An 18,282-nucleotide genomic window follows, 5' to 3' on the forward strand; every position below is an offset into this window, starting at 1 on the left:
TCTCGGGACATTCATCACACTGAAAGTTACGAGGCATATCTTTCGCTTTAGGCTGTCGGAAATCTTCAAGACTCCTTTTCCACCAAGAGCCAGAATGGACAAAACATCAACAAGGAGAGGGAATAATGAAGTTTAGATACACGATTATGTACGTGGAAAACGTTGAACAAACATTGGCGTTCTACGAACAGGCTTTCGGGCTGGAACGCGCCTTTCTGCATGAAAGCGGCGATTATGGCGAGCTGAACACCGGCGACACCAAACTCTCTTTTTCATCACTAGCGCTGATGACTTCGCTCGGCAAGCACCCAAGTTCTGGAAACCCGCACTCACCCAACTTTGAAATCGCCTTTGAAACCGATGATGTGGCGGGAAACCTTTCCAATGCGCTGAAAGCAGGGGCGGAATTGATGCAGAATGTTGAAGAAATGCCCTGGGGACAAACCACCGCTTACGTACGCGATTTGAATGGGTTTTTGGTAGAGATTTGTACCGCTGTGGCAGGTTAGCCTTGGCCCTCAATAACCGGGAACGTAAAGCTGTTCGGTAAGATCTTTTCTGAGTTTTAATTCACTTGGTGTCACGCCAAACCAGCGTTTAATTTCGCGGCTGAAGTGCGCCTGATCGGCGTAGCCAAAATCAAAGGCAGTATCAATCAGTGGTGCGTCCTCGGCAATGGCACGGGCACTTTGTCTTGCCCTTGCCAATTGAACCCAGAACAAAGGCGACTTACCGCTCCGTTCGAGAAGATGCCTTTGTAAGGTTCTCTCACTGACACCAAGCGAGCGCGCAATATCAGCCACTGAACCCAACCGCTCGCCTAGGCTGAAAAGCGCTTCATCGACATTGCTACAGCGACGTGAAAAGGCAGCAATCTTATCGAAAAGATCATGGGTGTCTTTTCCAATAGCGGCCATCAATTGGCTTTCATCCACCCATGTTCCCGGCGCTAAGCGATAGCCTGTCATTTTTGCGTTTGGCGTTATATCAACAGCGATAGTGGTTTCAAACAGCGGGGAGACATGCACCTGCTGTACACCCTCGATTTCCGTCACAATCACATCACGGCAGCCGTCAGGCACCACATAGGCGGTCCCTTTTTCTGTCGGATTAGATGTCCAGATATCGATGATGCTTTCCATGCTCTCCCCGCGTGGTGTTGAACAGCCTTTAGCTTAGGCGATCCCTTCGTGTGTTTCTGTCTCACCGCAAGCAATTTGCTCCAGCTCTTCCAGATGTGCTCGGGTTTGCTGCAGCTCGTACATCTGCCAGTAGCGGCCTTTGTTCGCCAAAAGCTGCTGATGGTTACCCTGCTCTTCCACGTGACCACGATGCAACACCAGAATGTTGTCCGCATCTGCAATGGTCGAAAGACGGTGCGCAATCACCACAATGGTCATGGTATTTCGCAGCGCTGCCAGTGCTTGCTGCACACGTTCTTCCGTGCCGGAGTCAATGTTGGCGGTCGCTTCATCCAAAATCAGGATACGCGGCTTATCCACCAGCACGCGAGCCAGCGCCAGAAGCTGCTTCTGACCCGCAGAAAGCGTAATATCACCCGTGCCAATCGCAGTATCCAGCCCAGACGGCAAGTGCTTCACATAGTCCGCCATATCGACCTGTTCCAACGCCTGCCAAATCGCTTCATCTGAAATATCACGGCCAAGGCTGACGTTGGCGCGGAAGGTATCAGAGAGAACATGCGGGTCTTGTTGCACCATGGCAATGCCAGAGCGGAGCGCATTTTGGGTCAGGGTCGAGAGCTCTCTGCCACCCAGCTTCAACCTGCCCTTTTGCACGGGATAGAAGCCCATCAACAAGGAAGCGAGCGTACTCTTACCACTACCGGTATGCCCGACCAAGGCTAAGAATCCGCCCTCTTTGACCGAGACATTCACATCGGTCAGCACCTGAGTTTTACCATCGTAACTGAAGGTAAGCCCTTCAATATCAATGGTACCGAATTCAATGGCGCGGTCATCGTCACCATAAACATGCTGTTTGGCATCCATCAGCTCGAACAGACGCTCACCCGCCATAATAGCCTGCTGCAACAAGGACAAACGCTGCATCAGTTCTATCAGCGGCTCAGTGACACGCCCCAAATAGCTGATAAAGGCGTAAAGCACGCCCACACCAATCAACTCATTGCCGTGCCAGCCAAACAGTGCAGCCAGCGAGATAAGTGCCACACCAGACATCAAATCAATCAGCGGGCGCAGGTAAATGCCGTTGATTTTCACGATGCGAACTTCGGTGTTGAAGTGTTGCTCAGTTAAATCAGCAAAGCGCTCTGAAAAACGCTGCTCCTGCCCCATCAACTGGATCAGGCTCATCCCCTGAATCGACTCACTCATCACGCTGTTAATGTCAGTCAGCAAGTCGCGTGAGTCGCGGTAAGCGGGTGACGAGCGGCGTTGGTAGTAGTACATCACCAAAACCACTGAAGGGATAAGAATCGCCACCACAACCGTGAGTGTCGGACTCAACAAGTACATGGCCGTCAGCATGGCGATGATCAGCGCTGTCGCTTGCAGGAAACTCGCGACCACTTGCACGTAAAGCTCTTTCAGCGATTCGGTGTCGTTGGTGACGCGCGAGACCAATTTACCTGCTGGCACATAATCAAACGCCGACAAAGGCTGGTTGATGATGCTGGCATACACACGTTTGCGAATGGTTTGGACGATTTCAATCGCGATACGGCTGAACCGGATCCCATAGGCGTAGTGCAACAGACCTGAGAGTACCGTGACCGCAATGTAGGCCAAGGCCAGCCCCCATAGAACATTTGGTGGATAGTAATCCTGAGCGACATAGTCATCGAGGAAAATTCGAATCAACCACGGGCCGCTGACATCGGCTACCACGGCAAACAGCAGGAAGATAGCCGCCACCGCGAAGCCTGCTTTGTCATTAAGCAGGTAACTCAGAAGGCGTTTTAAGGTTTCACGTTTACTCATAGCGCCTCCTCCAGTGCTTGTTCGAGTTGCTGATAACGCTGCATTTCGGCATACCAGCCGTTGGCATTCACTAAGGCTTTGTGCGTGCCACGCTCTTCAATATGCCCTTTTTGCAACACGATGATTTCATCGGCCGATTCCAACGCCGACAAACGGTGTGCAATCACCACGGTGGTCTGGTGCTGTGCGCGGTCATGAAGGTTTTTCAGGATGTGGTGCTCAGTGCGGCCATCCACCGCTGACAGGGCATCGTCCAGTACCAGAATTTCCGCATCCAGCAGCAAAGCACGGGCAATGGAGATCCGCTGTTTTTGACCACCGGAAAGCGTAATACCCTTTTCTCCCACCAGCGTTTCGTAGCCTTCCGGGAACTGCATGATGTCTTCATCAATACAAGCCAGCTTCGCCGCTTCACGGATTTCTTCACGTGTTGCATCCGGCTTACCGAGAGCAATGTTGTCGGCAATGCTGCGGGAGAACAAAAACGGCGCTTGCGTCACCACCGCTAGCTTGCCACGCCACTCGCCCAGCTTGAAATCGCGAAGGTCTGTGCCGCCATAGCTGACGCGACCCTGAACAGGGTCTTCCAAGCGCAGCATCAAAGACAAAATGGTGGTTTTACCACTGCCCACTGGCCCCGCCACACCCAGCATTCTTCCGGGTGCTAATTCAACATTCACATCGCGAAGCGCTGGAATGTCATGACCGCGCCAAGTGAACTGATCAATCGCAATAGACAGGGCTTCACGTTCTGCGGGTAGGGCTTTGTCGCCATCTACCAAGTCCGGCTTTTCTTCCAGCAACTCTTTAATACGCTTCCACGCTGCTGAGCCACGTTCGATGATGTTAAACAACCAGGCAACGGCCAACATCGGCCAGATCATCAAGCCTTGATACAGAGTAAATGCGGTCAGCTCGCCCAAGGTTAAGGTCCCATTTGCCACCATGTAACCACCACCCGCAATCGAGCAGAAAAACGAGGTGCCAATGGTCAGGAAAATGACTGGGTCAAACATGGCATCGACTTTTGCTACGGCCATGTTCTTTTCGCCCGTGTCATCTGCCACCGCATTAAAGCGGTCAACCTGCTGGGACTCCAACCCAAACGCGCGGATCATCCGAATGCCATTGAGCGACGATTGTGTTTCTTCCGACAGCGATGAAAATGCCGCCTGTGAAGCGCTGAACCTATGATGGAGCTGTTTACCGAAGCGGTTCACCATAATCGCCATCACTGGCATGGGTGCCAGCGCCAACAGGGTCAGTTCCCAGCTGATGGTGGTGGTCATGACAATCAACACCGCAATTCCCATGATCAACGAGTCGGCCAGCGTCAACACGCCTTCGCCCGCCGTCATCACGACTGCTTTGACATCGTTAGTAGATCGCGCCATCAAATCGCCCGTGCGGTAGCGCTCAAAGAAGCGAGGGGCATGGCGGGTAAAGTGCTGGTAGAGCTTGTCACGAAGTACAGTGCCGAGTTGCGCCGCAGCGCCAAACAGCCACACGCGCCAGACAACGCGCATGAAATACACCACGACCCAGAGCGCAATGATCGCCCCAAGCGCGATAAACATTTGTTTTTTGCTGATATCGCCCGCCATGACACCGTCCACCAGCCAACCAATGGCTTTCGGCGGGATCAGTTCAAAACCGGCGACGAAAAATAAGAGCACAATGGCGCCGACATAGCGTTTCCACGCCATTCGGAAAAACCATCCGAGTTCCAAAAATATGCGCATTCATCCTCCCCTGCGCGAGCCAACTTACTTTTCAGGTCTCTGACTTGCCTGACTTTTATTGCTCAAGCTTTTGTATGCTGAGTCTTTTTAGAGCGGTAACGCGGTGGTGTATTTCAAAGGCTCCATCGCGAATGTCGACGTGACATTGGTCAGGCCATCAATACTGTTCACCAGCTTTTTATAGAAGCGGTCAAACGCCGCCATGTCTGCCACCTGCACCTTTAACATGTAGTCGTATTCTCCCGCCATGCGATAGCATTCCATCACTTCAGCAAAGGGGGTAACGACATCCACAAACTTGCGGTACCAGGTTTCAGAGTGGTTTGAGGTTTTAATTTGGACAAAAGCCGTGAACGAGAGCCCTAACGCTTCGGGGTCTAAAAGGGCGACACGCTTTTGCAAGATGCCACTTTCTTCGAGACGTTTGAGACGTTTCCAACAAGGCGTGGTAGTGAGGTTTACCCGTTCGGCCAGATCTGACAGCGACAATGACGCGTCGCGTTGTAACCAATCTAACAATTGGCGATCTACATTATCCAGTGAAATTGTCATGACTGCTTTACCATTTCCGCGATAAGAGGCAAAAAATCCCCTCCCAAGACAACGGAGAGAAATATTTTCTTTTTCGACGCCAATAATAGAATGAATTTCCATAACGAGCGACATTTAGACGAAAAATGGCAAAACTTTACTTCGCATCTAGGATTATATTGTTGGTATAACCTTGATTATTATGAAGTAAGCCAATGATGACTGAAGTAAACGTTCCTGCTAATTCCTCACACTGGGTTTGCGACGCAATTCGTAAAATCGAAGCGGACTTCCAACGCTCAGCGGATACCCACCTTATCAAACTGGATCTGCCGTACTTCCCAGAGATCGATATCTACCTGAAAGATGAAAGCACCCATCCAACGGGTAGCTTGAAACACCGTCTTGCACGTTCCCTTTTCCTTTACGCTTTGTGTAACGGCTGGATCAAAGAAGACACCACTATCATCGAGTCATCTTCCGGCAGTACGGCAATTTCTGAGGCTTACTTCGCTCGCTTACTTGGCCTTCGTTTTATCGCTGTTGTGCCGCGTACCACGGCGAAAAAGAAAATCGAACAAATACAGTTCTATGGCGGCGAAGCCCACTTTGTGGATCGCTCTGACGAAATTTACGCAGAATCACGCCGCCTTGCGCAGGAACTGAATGGCCATTATATGGACCAATTCACCTACGCTGAGCGTGCCACCGACTGGCGCAGTAACAACAACATCGCCAACAGCATTTTCAGTCAGATGAAGTACGAGCGTTACCCTGTGCCAAACTGGATTGTGATGAGCCCGGGCACCGGCGGTACTTCCGCCACCATCGGCCGTTTCATCCGCTACCGTTGTCACCACACTCAACTGATGGCGGTCGACCCGGAAAACTCGGTTTTCCATGATTTCTATAAGACAGGCGATCAATCACTCACACTAGATCGTGGCGGAAAAATCGAAGGTATCGGCCGACCACGCGTTGAACCAAGCTTCATCCCAGGCGTGATTGACCGTATGGAAACCATCAAAGATGTAGACAGCGTTGGCACAGTGCATTGGCTGGAGAACATTCTTGGCCGCAAAGCGGGTGCATCAACAGGCACCAACCTTTATGGCGCATTGATGCTGGCGGAAGAGATGCAATCACGCGGTGAAAAAGGGTCTATCGTCACCTTGCTTTGCGACAGTGGCGAACGTTATCTGGATACCTATTTCAATGAAGAGTGGGTGAACGCAAACATTGGTGATATTGCGCCAACGCTGGAATACCTGAAGAAGTTCGGGTGACAGAAATCGCTTTCTTCAGCTTATCAAGGCGCACTTAGGTGCGCTTTTTTATTATTTACAACCAAATATTTGGCAGTAAATCCCGCTTCTTATTTTAGTGACAAAAATCTCTCCGCTCCTTGGATTAGATAACTTGTGTATCTATTCAAAGGGACTAAAAGCATGTCTACAACAAAAACTATCATTCGCACTGCTCAGGAATTTATTGACCTTTTCTATGACGCAAAGGACAGACTAGAGAAAGCTGGCCATCCAGACTTAGCCGACAAAATGGACAAAATCAAAGATGGTGTTGAAGAGCTTTTCGAACATATTGATGAAGAAGGGAACATTACTAACCAAGAAGAGGTTGATCGGGTCAAAGAAGAGATCGCAGGTGAACTTTCCAGCCTTATCCCTACTGATGGCCTTGCTCTCGCAGCAGGTACCCTTGTCATATTTGCGTTTGGCTCTAGCGCGATAGCTCTCGCTGGCGCAGCAGGTGTTGCCATTGGGGCTTCATTGGCTATTGACTATGTCAAAGAAGCAGCATTGGTGGAGGTGCTTCGAATAGTGGAAGATCTTGGCATCCAACGATTTGAACCACTAGAGGCTGATTTTTCCTCGTCAACCAAAGGGGTTATTGTTTCAGGGAGCACCAGTGATGACATCATCATCAGTTCATACCATGACGACGTGATTAACACAGGTACTGGCAATGATCATATTACTATTCTGGATGGTGTGAACCAGGTTGACGCAGGCATAGGTGAAAACATCATCAATATCGCAGATGGTACCAACACTGTAGACACTGATTACCATGACGATACCTTTTACATCATCTCTGGCGACAACACCATTACCACTGGATGGGGCAACGATACCATTAACATTCAGGGCGGCAATAATCTAATCAACATGTCAACTCAGGGAGACGAATTGAATAGCGTGGTATACACGCATGGAAACGGAAAGCAGTTTTTAGTCGACATGCAGAAAAACGGTAAAATTATAGTTAACCGAGGTTCAGAACAGGATGAACTAACTGGTGCCGATATCATCGCCTTTGACGGTATGCCTGCGACAAGCAATGGTAGCTTTTCGATAAAAATGAGTTTTAGTTCCGCCAATGATTTACTCAACACTTCTGCAGGTTATCGAGGTGAACCTGTGATTGCTTTCATGGGAGGCGGTGACGATTTGGTGCAAGTCAGACCTTACAAAGGCGCAAGTTCTACGCTTACTGAGCATGAAATTTGGGGTGGCCTCGGAGAAGATACCATCGCGTTTTTTGATATCACTGGCAAATCCTTTGCCCAAACTTTTATTAACCTAGAACAAGAAACGGTCTCGCTCAGAAATTCCTCTGAAGATGTTTTCATAATTCACGAGTTTGAGCACGCCATTGGGACAGACAAAAAAGACTTCATCATCGGAAACGAACTTGATAATCAACTAATAGGCCTTGAAGGTCAGGATAATCTCGTCGGAAATGAAGGTGTCGATGTCCTTGACGGAGGCGACGGAAGAGACACGTTAATTGGCGGTCGTGAAGGTAGCAGAAAAGACGCCAATGATGGAGTAAACGATTACCTTCAAGGCGGCGATGGGTATGATACCTATTACATTTCAGTCGAGCATAATTTCGACAGCGCCAATACTACAGCTATCCGCTATAACCCACTTTCAGAGCAATACTACAAAAACTCCAATGTCCTGAACTCTATCGATTACATCAATGATTCTGACCAATCCGGCCAAGTGAAGTTTTCTTTTGATGGCGGTGATGGCTGGTTATCAGGGCTTAGTGGCAGCATTGAGTTAAGCGGTATCAGCCTTACCAAAGTAGAATTAGACACTGGCATTTATTTTTATCAGGCAGTCAATAGCTATATATTCGGCGGTCTGCCGCTGGCAGCGGTAAAACTTGGTAATGATCTGGTTTTTGTTGAACAGGAGGTCTTTGGGGCCATTTTCGCCATAAAAGACTTTAAAAATGGAGACAGTGGCGTAAGGCTTCATGATAACGCTTTAGTCGGTACAGAGCTTACAGAACGCCTGGAGGGTACCGATGCTGATGAATCCCTCTCCTCCGCACCTTCTGCCAGTAGCGGGATCAAAATGGAAGGTAAAGGCGGCTCTGATACCTACTCGGGAATGGGCAAAGACACAGGTGATGACGAAATAACTGACGTCGGTAGCGAAAACGACGTCGATCGTCTGGATATGTCTAACCTATCTGCCGCCGATGTTTCCATCTCACGTGGCGGGTCTTCAGAGCAACAAGACCAACGTTCCAGCCTAGACTCAACAACCAGTAACGACCTGATCATCAAAGGTCTGGCAGGCTCTAGCTTCGGTGGCAGTGTCACCATCAAGGATTACTTTGGTGGACGAGTCACTGGCATTGAAGAAATTTTGCTTGGTGGACAACTCCTCGACGCCGAAGACGTGGTGCGCTCCTTCAATGACTATGCCCCTTCCTTACTGGCAGACGATATATCAGGCAGTGAGGGACGTGATGTGATTGATGGGTCAGACGGAGATGATGTGCTTGCTGGAAATGGGGGGAATGATCTGCTGATTGGCGGAAAAGGTGCTGATAGCATTGATGGCGGTGATGGCAACGACTTAATTGTCGCTGACGCTGACGATACCCAATATCTGGGCGGCAAAGGCGAAGATACCTTGTTGTACATTGGCAACGACGACCAGAGCTTCTCCATGGAGACCAACGGATTTGAACACCTGAAGGCCGGTTCGGGCAATAATGTGGTCTTTGCGACCAATGATGCCAATGACCTTGATGGTCAGGCTGGCAATGACAAGCTCTATGGATTCGCGGGCAACGACAACCTGAAAGGTGGAGACGGGGATGACCAGTTAATTGCAGGCTCCGGCGATGACGAACTGTTTGGTGGAAACGGGAACGATCGTCTTCTTGGAGGCACTGGAGACGATACCCTCGACGGTGGTGATGGTGACGACATACTTTTCGGTTTTCTCGACAGTGACTGGCTGTATGGAGGATTCGGCAATGACCATCTGGATGCAGGATATGGAAACTACAACTATCTGGATGGTGGAGTCGGTATCGATACATACGCAGGGAGTAATCTGACTGATACCATGATTTTTGATTCCAGTGATTTCGTTGGAAACGCTAAATTCACCACAAACGGCTGGGTAAACGACTTTGTGTATCGTGCAAACAACGGCTTCGATGTCCTCGAAGTGTATGAATCCGGCGAGATAGACTTCACAGGCGAAGCCTACAAACAAGAAGGCTCTACCGCCAAAGGCAACGTAATTACTGGTGTTGAAGCACTGACCGCTGACTGGGGTGAGCAGAATATCACGATCAATGCTTACGCCATTCAAGCCCATTCAGATACTGAAACCACGGAAGATTGGGATGCGTTTATTGCCTATCTTGGCGAAGATGACGACACCTTCAATCTTGTCGGCGCTGGCTGGTCTTATGCAGAAGAAGGCTCCACAGATACAACGATCTCGCCGGAAATGGCCCGGATTGCTGGCCTCTCTGACTCTCAAGTAGCTGAACTATCAGCGTATGTCTTCGAGCAGACATTCAACGGTTCAACCATCACCATCTGGACAGATGCTGAAAATGGCTATGTGAATGGCGAGATGTTTGTGTGACGGTGAAAGCTATTTGAATGTGGTTTTTGGGCCATATCTTCAGATTTGAGCGCACCTCGGTGCGCTTTCATTTTTCAACTGGGCGGGATCTCTCTCGAAAGCCATTCAACAAAGATGTAAATGCACTGACCCTCATCGATTCCACATGCCATTCTGGCACGCTGATTCCACCACAAACACTTTTGTTATGACCATCTCCAAAGCAACACTCGAAGACGTTAATGCCGTCGCCTATCTTTTTAACCTCTACCGTATGTTCTATGGCAAAGAAAGCGATATCGACCTCGCGTGCAGCTTCATTCATTCCCGCCTTGAAAACCGGGATTCAACCATTTTTGTTGCCAGAGATGAAGCCGGACATGCTGTCGGATTCACTCAGCTATACCCCACTTTCTCATCGGTCTCCGCGACTAAAAGCTGGATTCTGAATGACCTGTTTGTGCTGGACTCCCAACGCGGTAAAGGCATAGGACAAGCCCTGTTAGGCGCTGCTAAAGCATTAGCGATTGAAACAGGGGCGAATGGGTTGGCGCTTGAAACTGCACCGGATAACACTGGCGCACAAAGGCTTTATGAGTCGTTGGGTTACGTTAAGGATGAGACCTACTTCCACTACTTCCTCAGCGTCTGAACACATAGGGAATTATCACGCGGCCATAGAGCTCGACAAACAGTTAGGCTAAACTCCTGCTCCTATAAACCATCTTTCCGGTAAAGGATGTAGCCATGAAAAAAGCTGTTGTCGTCTTTAGTGGCGGACAGGATTCAACCACCTGCCTGATCCAAGCGTTGTCTGAGTTTGACGAAGTGCATTGTATTACCTTCGACTACAACCAACGCCACAAGCAGGAAATCGACGTCGCGCGTGATGTTGCGAACACGCTGGGTGCGACTTCACACAAAGTGATGGACGTTGGCCTGCTGAATGAACTGGCGATCAGTTCGTTGACCCGTGACAACATTCCGGTTTCCCATGAGCTTCAGGAAAATGGCCTGCCAAACTCTTTTGTCCCGGGTCGTAACATTCTGTTCCTGACACTGGCAGGCATTTACGCTTACCAGTTGGGCGCACAAACGGTGATCACCGGTGTGTGTGAAACAGACTTTTCTGGCTACCCTGATTGCCGCAATGACTTTGTACAGGCAATGAATAAGTCATTGGTTCTGGGGATGGATCGCGAGCTTGAAATCCGCACGCCGCTGATGTGGCTGAACAAAGCAGAAACCTGGGCGCTGGCAGACAAATACGGCAAGCTGGAGTTTGTACGCGACCACACCCTGACCTGCTACAACGGCGTGATTGGCAAAGGTTGTGGCGATTGCCCTGCTTGTGACCTTCGCCAGAAAGGTCTGGACAGCTACCTGGAAGACAAAAAGAACGTGATGGCGTCGCTGGACAGCAAAAGTGTCTGATTGCCCTTAATCGGGATATCTATCTAAAGCAAAGAGGGCTCACTTGAGCCCTCTTTTCTGTTCAAATTCCGCGTCTATTCAGATTCCGCAGCTTTGTCAGCAGCGTAGATCAATATATCCCCTGGCTGACATTCCAAAACCTCACAGATCTTCTCCAGCGTACTAAACCGTACTGCCTTTGCTTTTCCGTTTTTCAGTATTGAAAGATTCTGCTCCGTCACACCCACCAATTTTGATAGTTCTTTGAGCCTCATTTTGCGCCTGGCCATCATAACGTCCAGGTCGATTGTAATTCCCATAACTTTCCCTAAATCGTGTGCTGGTGTTCTTCGGCGATGATTTGTGCCTCACGCATAACCCAGCCAACTGTCAGTATCATAAAGCCACAGAGCACAGTAACAATATCTACACTTCCCAAAGAGAGAGAAAGCACACGCTCGCCTGGCGGATTATTGAAGCTGAGGATAACGGATATCAACCCACCAAAAACCAGATTTGCCAGAACCCAATAGAAAAAGGTGAACCCCAGCAGGCGGTAGCAATTTGCGGTATCTACCGAGAAGATCTCAGCAGATTCATAGCGGCGAAACAGTTTTACCAGCAGAGCCATACCGTAGAGCAACACACCGATAGGCAAGGCACTCGCAAGAACAGCAAAAATACGGGTTTCTAAGGTCAACGGTGCTGATGTATAGGCACTGATATCACGCGTATCACCAACAATCCCAAACCGCGAAATAAAATCCATGTCCGTTTGAGCCGTCATCCAGTAGTAGATAGCGCCTAAGGGCAAAAGGCACATCAGTAGTTGGATCGCTCTTCTGATGTTTCGACTGTAAGTTTGTATTTTCTGCATAGCACTCTCTCCTCGGGTATGGGCTTAAGATACCATCAGAACAAAACAGATCAATAATAAATTATCGTTAAACGATAATTTATTATTGAAAAATCCCATGACGTGACGATGGGAATTAGACCATATGAAAGAATAACGCCTCATCTCCGGTTCTACTCTATACCTATCTTGTTCTATTGGAGGCGATATGTATCTTGCTGTCAGTGGTACTTGTTACTGGTGCATGGAAGCCATCTTCAACGCGTTAAAAGGCGTGTCGAATGTCGAACAGGGATTTTTAGTCACGGAAGATCGAAAGCATGTTGAGGCGGTGTTATTCCGTATCAATGAGGAAGAGATCTCGTTGGAGGATGTGATTCGAGTGCATTTGGATTCGCACGCTTGCACGTCAAATCATTCATTCAGGGAAAGCTACCCGAGTGCAGTCTATCCCATCAATACGACGCACATGGAGAAATGCGCTAAGGCACTGGAAAGCGCTGCGTCAGATTACACGAAACCTGTGGTAACTAAGGTTTCGCCTATGATGGCGTTTTATCCGACACCAGCCCGCCAGCAAAACTACTTCTGGCGGAATCCCGCGAAGCCCTTCTGCCGCCGCGTGATTGCGCCAAAAATGGAAGTGTTGAAAGAGTTGTATCCACAGCTACTAAGCCAAAACGCGTTCGCCTACCTTTCCGGCGAGACCGCTTAAAAAAAGCGCCCTTGCGGCGCTTTTTATCTCAATGTGAGGCTTATTTGCCTTCTTTGGCTTTCTGACGTGCGTTGAATGCCGCCATTTGCTCATCTGTCGCCGGCAGTTGGTGGTTCGCTTTCCACTCACTGTAAGGCATGCCGTAAACGCGCTCTCGAGCTTCATCGTCACTCACTTCAATGCCTGCATTATCGGCTTCGGCTTTGTACCATTTACCCAAGCAGTTACGGCAGAAGTCCGCCAGAATCATCAAATCGATGTTCTGCACTTCTTTGTGATTATCCAGATGAGACAGGAAACGACGAAACGTTGCTGCATCCAGCTGATCTTGTTGTTCTTGGGTCAGTTTATCCGACATGACTGGCTTCCTTTATCTTCGTTATTTATTCGATGGCTATGGTTGTAAAACATACCAACGGACGCTGGAAAACAAAAGAGCAGACCTAGGATTCTAGGATCTGCTCTTCCTGTGTTTTCATCAATGCGGCTCAAAGTCACCATGACCTGGGCGATGCGGCTTGAACTTCTCAAGCTCAGCATTGAGCTGCGCCTCTACATAACCCGGAGAGTGCGTCTTCACAGACAACAGTCGGTACATCGCTGGGATGACGAACAGGGTTACCGTCGTCGCGAAGGTCATGCCGGCGAAAATCACCGTACCAACCGCCACACGGCTTTCGTAGCCAGCGCCCGTTGAGATAATCAGCGGAATAGCACCAATAATGGTGGTAAAGGCAGTCATCATGATAGGGCGCAGACGACGCACCGCTGCATCAATGATCGCCTTCTCAAACGGTTCGCCACGGTCACGGAGCTGGTTGGCAAATTCGACGATAAGAATACCGTTCTTGGTCACCATACCAATCAACATGATCATGCCGATTTGCGAGTAGATGTTGAGCCCCTGACTGGTTAGCCACAGGCCAACAAAACCTCCGAAAATCCCCATCGGCACTGTCAGCATTACCACCAGCGGGTTCACGAAGCTTTCAAACTGGGCAGCCAGAACCAAGTAAGCCACCAGCAAAGCCAAACCAAATACGATCAGAATGCTGCTTTGGTTATCTTTGAACTCTGCCGATTCACCCGCATAGCTGATTGTGATATCTGCTGGCAGCAGCTCAATCGCTTTAGCATCCAGAAAGTCTAGCGCATTACCCAAGGTGTAACCGTCGCCCAAGTTGGCTTTCAGAGTGATCGACTTTTGCTTGTTGAAATGGCGTAAAGTTTGCGCTGACGCGACCTCTTCCACTTCTGCCAGCGTATCCAAGCTCACCAGATCGCCATTGCGGGTACGCATGTAGATTTGGCTGATGTCGTCTTTGCTGTTGAAACGTGCTTCATCACCGCGCAGGTAAACGTCAAACTCTTCACCACGGTCTACAAAAGTGGTTTCACTCTTGCCACCCAGCATGATTTCCATGGTGTTGGACACTTCATCTGCACTGATACCCAGCTCAGCCGCTCGCTTGCGGTCAATGCTCACCACCAACTCTGGGGTGGTTTCCGCGTAATCCAGATCCGCACCTTGAAGGATAGGACTGGCTTTGGCTTCATCCAGGAGTACTTGAGCCCATTTGTTCAGCTCTTGATAGTCTGGGCCACCCAGAATGAACTGAACAGGCTCACTTGAACCACCACGGAAACCCGGCATAAAGGCACGCACGAAGATATCTGGAATACCGCCCAGTGCTTTACGCACTTCGCCCAACACCTGCGCTGCAGTTTGATCGCGGTTGTTCCAGTCTTCGAGCTGCATAATCACGAAGCCTGTCTGGTCGCCGGCCATGCCTCCGAACGCTGGCGCTTGCATGCTGATAGAGGTAAGAACACCTTGATCAACCAAAGGCATCAAGCGACGTTCCACTTCTTCCATGTTGCCAACCATACGGTTGTACGCCGTGCCTTCTGCGCCTTTTACAAAGGCCATCAACACGCCACGGTCTTCTTGTGGCACTAATTGCGCAGGCAGGTTTTTCATCAGGTAAGCACTGCCGCCGATACAGGCGAGAATGATGAGTGGCGCTGCAAAACGTGCTTTCACCGCCACAGTAACCGCAGCGCGATAGCCGTTCTCGAACTTCTCAAAGAAATTATCGACTATGCGGTTGAACGCGCCACGTTTCACGTTGGCCTTGAGAATTTTGCTGCCGAGCACTGGGGTTAACGTGAGTGCGACGATTGAGGAGAAAATCACCGACATCGCCAGCAGCACGGAGAACTCAGTAAACAGTTTGCCGACCATGCCTTCCATAAAGGAAATAGGCAGGAATACCATCACCAGAACGGCTGTGGTCGCCACCACCGCAAAGCCCACCTCACGCGTACCTTTAAACGCTGCCACCAGCGGGGTTTCGCCTTTCTCAATGTGGTGGAACATGTTCTCGACCACCACGATGGCGTCATCCACCACCAGACCGATCGCCAGAATCAGCGCCATCAGGGTCAACAGGTTGATGGAGAAGCCAAAGAAGTACGCAGCAATAAAGGCAGAAATCAGCGACACTGGCACCGTTACCGCGGGGATGAGTGTTGCCCGCACCTGTCCGATGAAGATATACAGCACCAGAATCACCAGCGCGCCAGTAACAAACAGGGTGCTGTAGACCTCATCAATCGAACGTTCGATAAATACGGTGGAGTCATAATCGACCCACAGTTTCGCGCCTTCTGGCAGGAAGGGCTGAAATTCATCCACCAGTTCGCGAACCGCGATTGCCACGTTCAACGGATTGGCATCAGACTGCGGCACAATACCCAAACTGAGGTTATTCACGCCGTTGTTTTTGTAGGTCGCGTTTTCGTTTTGGGAGCCGATGTATACATCGGCCACATCTTTGAGGTAAATCGGGCTGCCGTCGCTCGCCGTGCGAACCACCAAATAATCGAAATCTTCCGGTGTCTGGTACATGCGTTCGGTACGCACCGTCATCTTAGTGATGTCGTTGCGGATTTCACCACCCGGGCTTTCGAGGTTTTCGCGGCGAAGCGCGGAAGTAATGTCAGAAGTCGTTACGCCACGTCCCGCCATCAGTACCGGATCGAGTCGCACATACATCACTTTGTACAGCGCGCCGTAAAGTTCCACCGAACTCACGCCCGTCAGCAGGCTGAATTTGTCTTCCAGCACACGCTGCGCGTATTCGGTGAGCTGAGTACGGTCCATTTCCGGCGAGGCAAGGTTGATATAAATGGAGGCTTCACCGGAGCCATTGGACTTGGACACAATTGGCTCGTCGGCTTCATCCGGCAGTCGTCGCTGTGCACGGGCGACTGCATCACGTACATCACTGACCCCTTCGGTCAGGTTCCAGTCGATGTTGAACTCGACGGTAATACGCGACATACCATTGCGGCTGACAGAGGTAATTTCCTCAATACCGCTGATACCGGAAAGCTCATCTTCCAACACCTGGGTGATCTGGCTTTCCATGATGCTGGCGGACGCGCCTGCATAGCGGGTCATCACAGACACAACCGGGCTGTCGATATCCGGGTATTCACGCACCGCGAGCTTGCTGAAAGATACGATACCGAAAACGAGGAGCAGCAAGCTCAGAACAATCGCGACAACGGGTCGCTTAACAGAGACATCTGAGAGCCACATTTACTTGCCCTCACCCTTCGCGGTCAGATCGTTCACTTTGGTGCCATCACGCATGCTCACCAGACCCTGCACGACGATGCGATCGCCAATCTCGAGACCACTTTCAACGGTCACCAGGTTGTCGATACGCGCGCCAAGTTTCACTTCGGTGCGGTTCGCGATGCCTTTGTCATCCACCAGATACACAAAGCGCTTGGTCCCTGAGTACTCAATAGCCTGCACCGGAATAACCGCGCTGACCGTTGGCGCAAAGCCCATGGTCGCTTCCATCATCATGCCCGGACGCAGCAGACGATCGTCATTGTTGATGTCGATACGCGCACGCAGATTCAAGGAGTCATTGTTCACGCGGGAGTCTACGGCCGAGAGCTTACCTTCAAAGGTTTTGCCTCGCCATGCTTTGGAATTGGCCACCACATCAATGTCTTTGCTGAGCTCAGACAGGTATTGCTCTGGCACATTCACGTCCAATTGCATCTGGGAAAGGTCGTCGAGGTGCAGCAGTGATTCGCCCACTGACACTAGCTGACCGCGGGTGATATCCACCAGGCCGACGGTGCCATTGAACGGCGCTTTGATGAAACGGTCATCCAGATCGGATTTCGCTGCATCCAAACGGGCTTTAGCAACATCGACGCTGGCTTGTTGGGCATCAAGTTCTGTTTTGGTCAGCGCACCACGCTTATGAAGTTTGGAGAACTCATTGAGTTTACGCAGTTCGTCTTTATGGAATGCCTGCGCTTCTGCAACAGCGGCTTCAGATTTGGCAGAATCCAACGTCAACAGAGGATCGCCCTCTTTCACTTGTTGACCGGCTTTCACATAAACCGCTTCAATCTTGCCTGCCACTTCGGGGGCAATCACGACAGAGTTTTCGGACTTGAGGTTACCAATCAAAGAAAGGCTTCGCGCAACCGGGCGCGATTCAACTTGGGCAGTAGCAACAGCAATAGCGGGTCTCGCAGGACGCGCTGAAGGTTTGTCCGCGGCTTCACTTTCACCCTGCAAGGCAAAAAAGCCAGCAGCGCCAAGTACAACAACGGCGGCGAAAAGGACTTTATTTTTCATTTTATTAACCGTAAATGACATCTCGCGATAGTCTACTCTATGCCTATCCTGCGTGCGGTAAAGAAATGTAAATCCAACAAAAGATTTACCTGCCAGCAGTCGGCGGAAAGAGGCGCTCTAGATTCCATCTGAGTACCCCATAAAACCCCTGTTGGATTCCTAAAACTCGGTAAAATTCCCGGTTTCCTGTCAATCAATTGTTTCAACGCCGAAAAAACCAGCAAACGCACAGCATTTTCGAGAAAAGTGCTTTACAGACATGCTTCGTTTGATAATATGCGCCCCGCACAGCGTGGTGGGATTCCCGAGTGGCCAAAGGGATCAGACTGTAAATCTGACGGCTCCGCCTTCGAAGGTTCGAATCCTTCTCCCACCACCACTTACTGCGCTTCATCGCGATGTTCATCTGATTTCCGCGGTGCAGCATACAACTAGAATAACTCGTGGTGGGATTCCCGAGTGGCCAAAGGGATCAGA

At 50.1% G+C, this 18,282-nt stretch carries 15 protein-coding genes and 1 tRNA gene; 7 read left to right on the forward strand and 9 right to left on the reverse strand.

What is annotated here, in order from left to right; translation table 11 throughout:
- Positions 1–125 precede the first annotated feature (125 nt).
- Complete coding sequence (locus D515_RS19470) at positions 126–509, forward strand: VOC family protein (RefSeq protein WP_002540948.1); 384 nt, start codon at positions 126–128, stop codon at positions 507–509.
- A 9-nt stretch (positions 510–518) separates the two neighbouring features.
- Here the strand turns inward: D515_RS19470 and D515_RS19475 are convergent, their stop codons facing one another.
- The 4 genes from D515_RS19475 to D515_RS19490 form a co-directional block, all read right to left on the reverse strand.
- On the reverse strand, positions 519–1,142 hold the full coding sequence (locus tag D515_RS19475) for a helix-turn-helix domain-containing protein (protein ID WP_002540949.1): 624 nt from the start codon (positions 1,140–1,142) through the stop codon (positions 519–521).
- Between the two features lie 33 nt (positions 1,143–1,175).
- Positions 1,176–2,963, reverse strand: coding sequence for an ABC transporter transmembrane domain-containing protein (locus D515_RS19480; RefSeq protein WP_002540950.1), 1,788 nt, complete (start codon positions 2,961–2,963; stop codon positions 1,176–1,178).
- Complete coding sequence (locus tag D515_RS19485; protein WP_002540951.1) at positions 2,960–4,705, reverse strand: SmdA family multidrug ABC transporter permease/ATP-binding protein; 1,746 nt, start codon at positions 4,703–4,705, stop codon at positions 2,960–2,962. The genes D515_RS19480 and D515_RS19485 overlap by 4 nt, the downstream gene beginning before the upstream one ends.
- Positions 4,706–4,792: 87 nt before the next feature.
- Complete coding sequence (locus D515_RS19490) at positions 4,793–5,257, reverse strand: Lrp/AsnC family transcriptional regulator (protein ID WP_039850363.1); 465 nt, start codon at positions 5,255–5,257, stop codon at positions 4,793–4,795.
- Positions 5,258–5,451: 194 nt separating this feature from the next.
- On the opposite strand from D515_RS19490, the gene D515_RS19495 reads away from it, so the two are divergent.
- From D515_RS19495 to queC, 4 genes are all read left to right on the forward strand, one after another.
- Positions 5,452–6,522 (forward strand): PLP-dependent cysteine synthase family protein, encoded by a 1,071-nt coding sequence (locus tag D515_RS19495; RefSeq protein WP_002540954.1) that lies wholly within the window; start codon positions 5,452–5,454, stop codon positions 6,520–6,522.
- Positions 6,523–6,684: 162 nt separating this feature from the next.
- The gene (locus tag D515_RS19500; protein WP_002540955.1) at positions 6,685–10,167 is read left to right on the forward strand and encodes a calcium-binding protein; all 3,483 of its coding nucleotides are present in this window, start codon (positions 6,685–6,687) and stop codon (positions 10,165–10,167) included.
- Between the two features lie 187 nt (positions 10,168–10,354).
- Positions 10,355–10,798 (forward strand): GNAT family N-acetyltransferase, encoded by a 444-nt coding sequence (locus tag D515_RS19505; RefSeq protein WP_039850365.1) that lies wholly within the window; start codon positions 10,355–10,357, stop codon positions 10,796–10,798.
- A gap of 95 nt (positions 10,799–10,893) precedes the next feature.
- Positions 10,894–11,580: a 7-cyano-7-deazaguanine synthase QueC gene (queC, locus tag D515_RS19510; RefSeq protein ID WP_002540958.1), complete on the forward strand. Its 687-nt coding sequence runs from the start codon at positions 10,894–10,896 to the stop codon at positions 11,578–11,580.
- A gap of 74 nt (positions 11,581–11,654) precedes the next feature.
- Here queC and D515_RS19515 read toward each other — a convergent pair whose 3' ends face one another.
- Both D515_RS19515 and D515_RS19520 read right to left on the reverse strand, forming a co-directional pair.
- Entirely contained in the window at positions 11,655–11,879 is a 225-nt protein-coding gene (locus D515_RS19515; protein WP_039850349.1) for a helix-turn-helix domain-containing protein, read from the reverse strand.
- 8 nt (positions 11,880–11,887) lie between these two features.
- Entirely contained in the window at positions 11,888–12,436 is a 549-nt protein-coding gene (locus D515_RS19520; protein ID WP_002540961.1) for a DUF2975 domain-containing protein, read from the reverse strand.
- A 187-nt stretch (positions 12,437–12,623) separates the two neighbouring features.
- Between D515_RS19520 and D515_RS19525 the strand changes: the two genes are divergently transcribed.
- Positions 12,624–13,130 (forward strand): peptide-methionine (S)-S-oxide reductase, encoded by a 507-nt coding sequence (locus D515_RS19525; protein WP_002540962.1) that lies wholly within the window; start codon positions 12,624–12,626, stop codon positions 13,128–13,130.
- A gap of 40 nt (positions 13,131–13,170) precedes the next feature.
- Here D515_RS19525 and D515_RS19530 read toward each other — a convergent pair whose 3' ends face one another.
- The 3 genes from D515_RS19530 to D515_RS19540 all read right to left on the reverse strand — a co-directional run bounded on the left by D515_RS19530 (position 13,171) and on the right by D515_RS19540 (position 17,805).
- The gene (locus D515_RS19530; protein WP_002540963.1) at positions 13,171–13,488 is read right to left on the reverse strand and encodes a DUF1244 domain-containing protein; all 318 of its coding nucleotides are present in this window, start codon (positions 13,486–13,488) and stop codon (positions 13,171–13,173) included.
- A 120-nt stretch (positions 13,489–13,608) separates the two neighbouring features.
- Positions 13,609–16,737, reverse strand: a complete 3,129-nt coding sequence (locus D515_RS19535; protein WP_002540965.1) for a multidrug efflux RND transporter permease subunit — start codon at positions 16,735–16,737, stop codon at positions 13,609–13,611.
- Positions 16,738–17,805: an efflux RND transporter periplasmic adaptor subunit gene (locus D515_RS19540; protein WP_002540966.1), complete on the reverse strand. Its 1,068-nt coding sequence runs from the start codon at positions 17,803–17,805 to the stop codon at positions 16,738–16,740.
- 294 nt (positions 17,806–18,099) lie between these two features.
- Here D515_RS19540 and D515_RS19545 point away from each other — a divergent pair.
- Positions 18,100–18,184, forward strand: a tRNA-Tyr gene (locus tag D515_RS19545).
- Positions 18,185–18,282: the final 98 nt, after the last annotated feature.

The organism is Grimontia indica, from assembly GCF_000333895.2.
Lineage (GTDB): Bacteria > Pseudomonadota > Gammaproteobacteria > Enterobacterales > Vibrionaceae > Enterovibrio > Enterovibrio indicus.

Excerpts from the sequence above, each read along its gene's own strand:
- D515_RS19470 (WP_002540948.1), top strand. The coding sequence starts at position 126 with ATGAAGTTTAGATACACGATTATGTACGTGGAAAACGTTGAACAAACA.
- D515_RS19475 (WP_002540949.1), bottom strand. The coding sequence starts at position 1,142 with ATGGAAAGCATCATCGATATCTGGACATCTAATCCGACAGAAAAAGGG.
- D515_RS19480 (WP_002540950.1), bottom strand. The coding sequence starts at position 2,963 with ATGAGTAAACGTGAAACCTTAAAACGCCTTCTGAGTTACCTGCTTAAT.
- D515_RS19485 (WP_002540951.1), bottom strand. The coding sequence starts at position 4,705 with ATGCGCATATTTTTGGAACTCGGATGGTTTTTCCGAATGGCGTGGAAA.
- D515_RS19490 (WP_039850363.1), bottom strand. The coding sequence starts at position 5,257 with ATGACAATTTCACTGGATAATGTAGATCGCCAATTGTTAGATTGGTTA.
- D515_RS19495 (WP_002540954.1), top strand. The coding sequence starts at position 5,452 with ATGATGACTGAAGTAAACGTTCCTGCTAATTCCTCACACTGGGTTTGC.
- D515_RS19500 (WP_002540955.1), top strand. The coding sequence starts at position 6,685 with ATGTCTACAACAAAAACTATCATTCGCACTGCTCAGGAATTTATTGAC.
- D515_RS19505 (WP_039850365.1), top strand. The coding sequence starts at position 10,355 with ATGACCATCTCCAAAGCAACACTCGAAGACGTTAATGCCGTCGCCTAT.
- queC (WP_002540958.1), top strand. The coding sequence starts at position 10,894 with ATGAAAAAAGCTGTTGTCGTCTTTAGTGGCGGACAGGATTCAACCACC.
- D515_RS19515 (WP_039850349.1), bottom strand. The coding sequence starts at position 11,879 with ATGGGAATTACAATCGACCTGGACGTTATGATGGCCAGGCGCAAAATG.
- D515_RS19520 (WP_002540961.1), bottom strand. The coding sequence starts at position 12,436 with ATGCAGAAAATACAAACTTACAGTCGAAACATCAGAAGAGCGATCCAA.
- D515_RS19525 (WP_002540962.1), top strand. The coding sequence starts at position 12,624 with ATGTATCTTGCTGTCAGTGGTACTTGTTACTGGTGCATGGAAGCCATC.
- D515_RS19530 (WP_002540963.1), bottom strand. The coding sequence starts at position 13,488 with ATGTCGGATAAACTGACCCAAGAACAACAAGATCAGCTGGATGCAGCA.
- D515_RS19535 (WP_002540965.1), bottom strand. The coding sequence starts at position 16,737 with ATGTGGCTCTCAGATGTCTCTGTTAAGCGACCCGTTGTCGCGATTGTT.
- D515_RS19540 (WP_002540966.1), bottom strand. The coding sequence starts at position 17,805 with ATGAAAAATAAAGTCCTTTTCGCCGCCGTTGTTGTACTTGGCGCTGCT.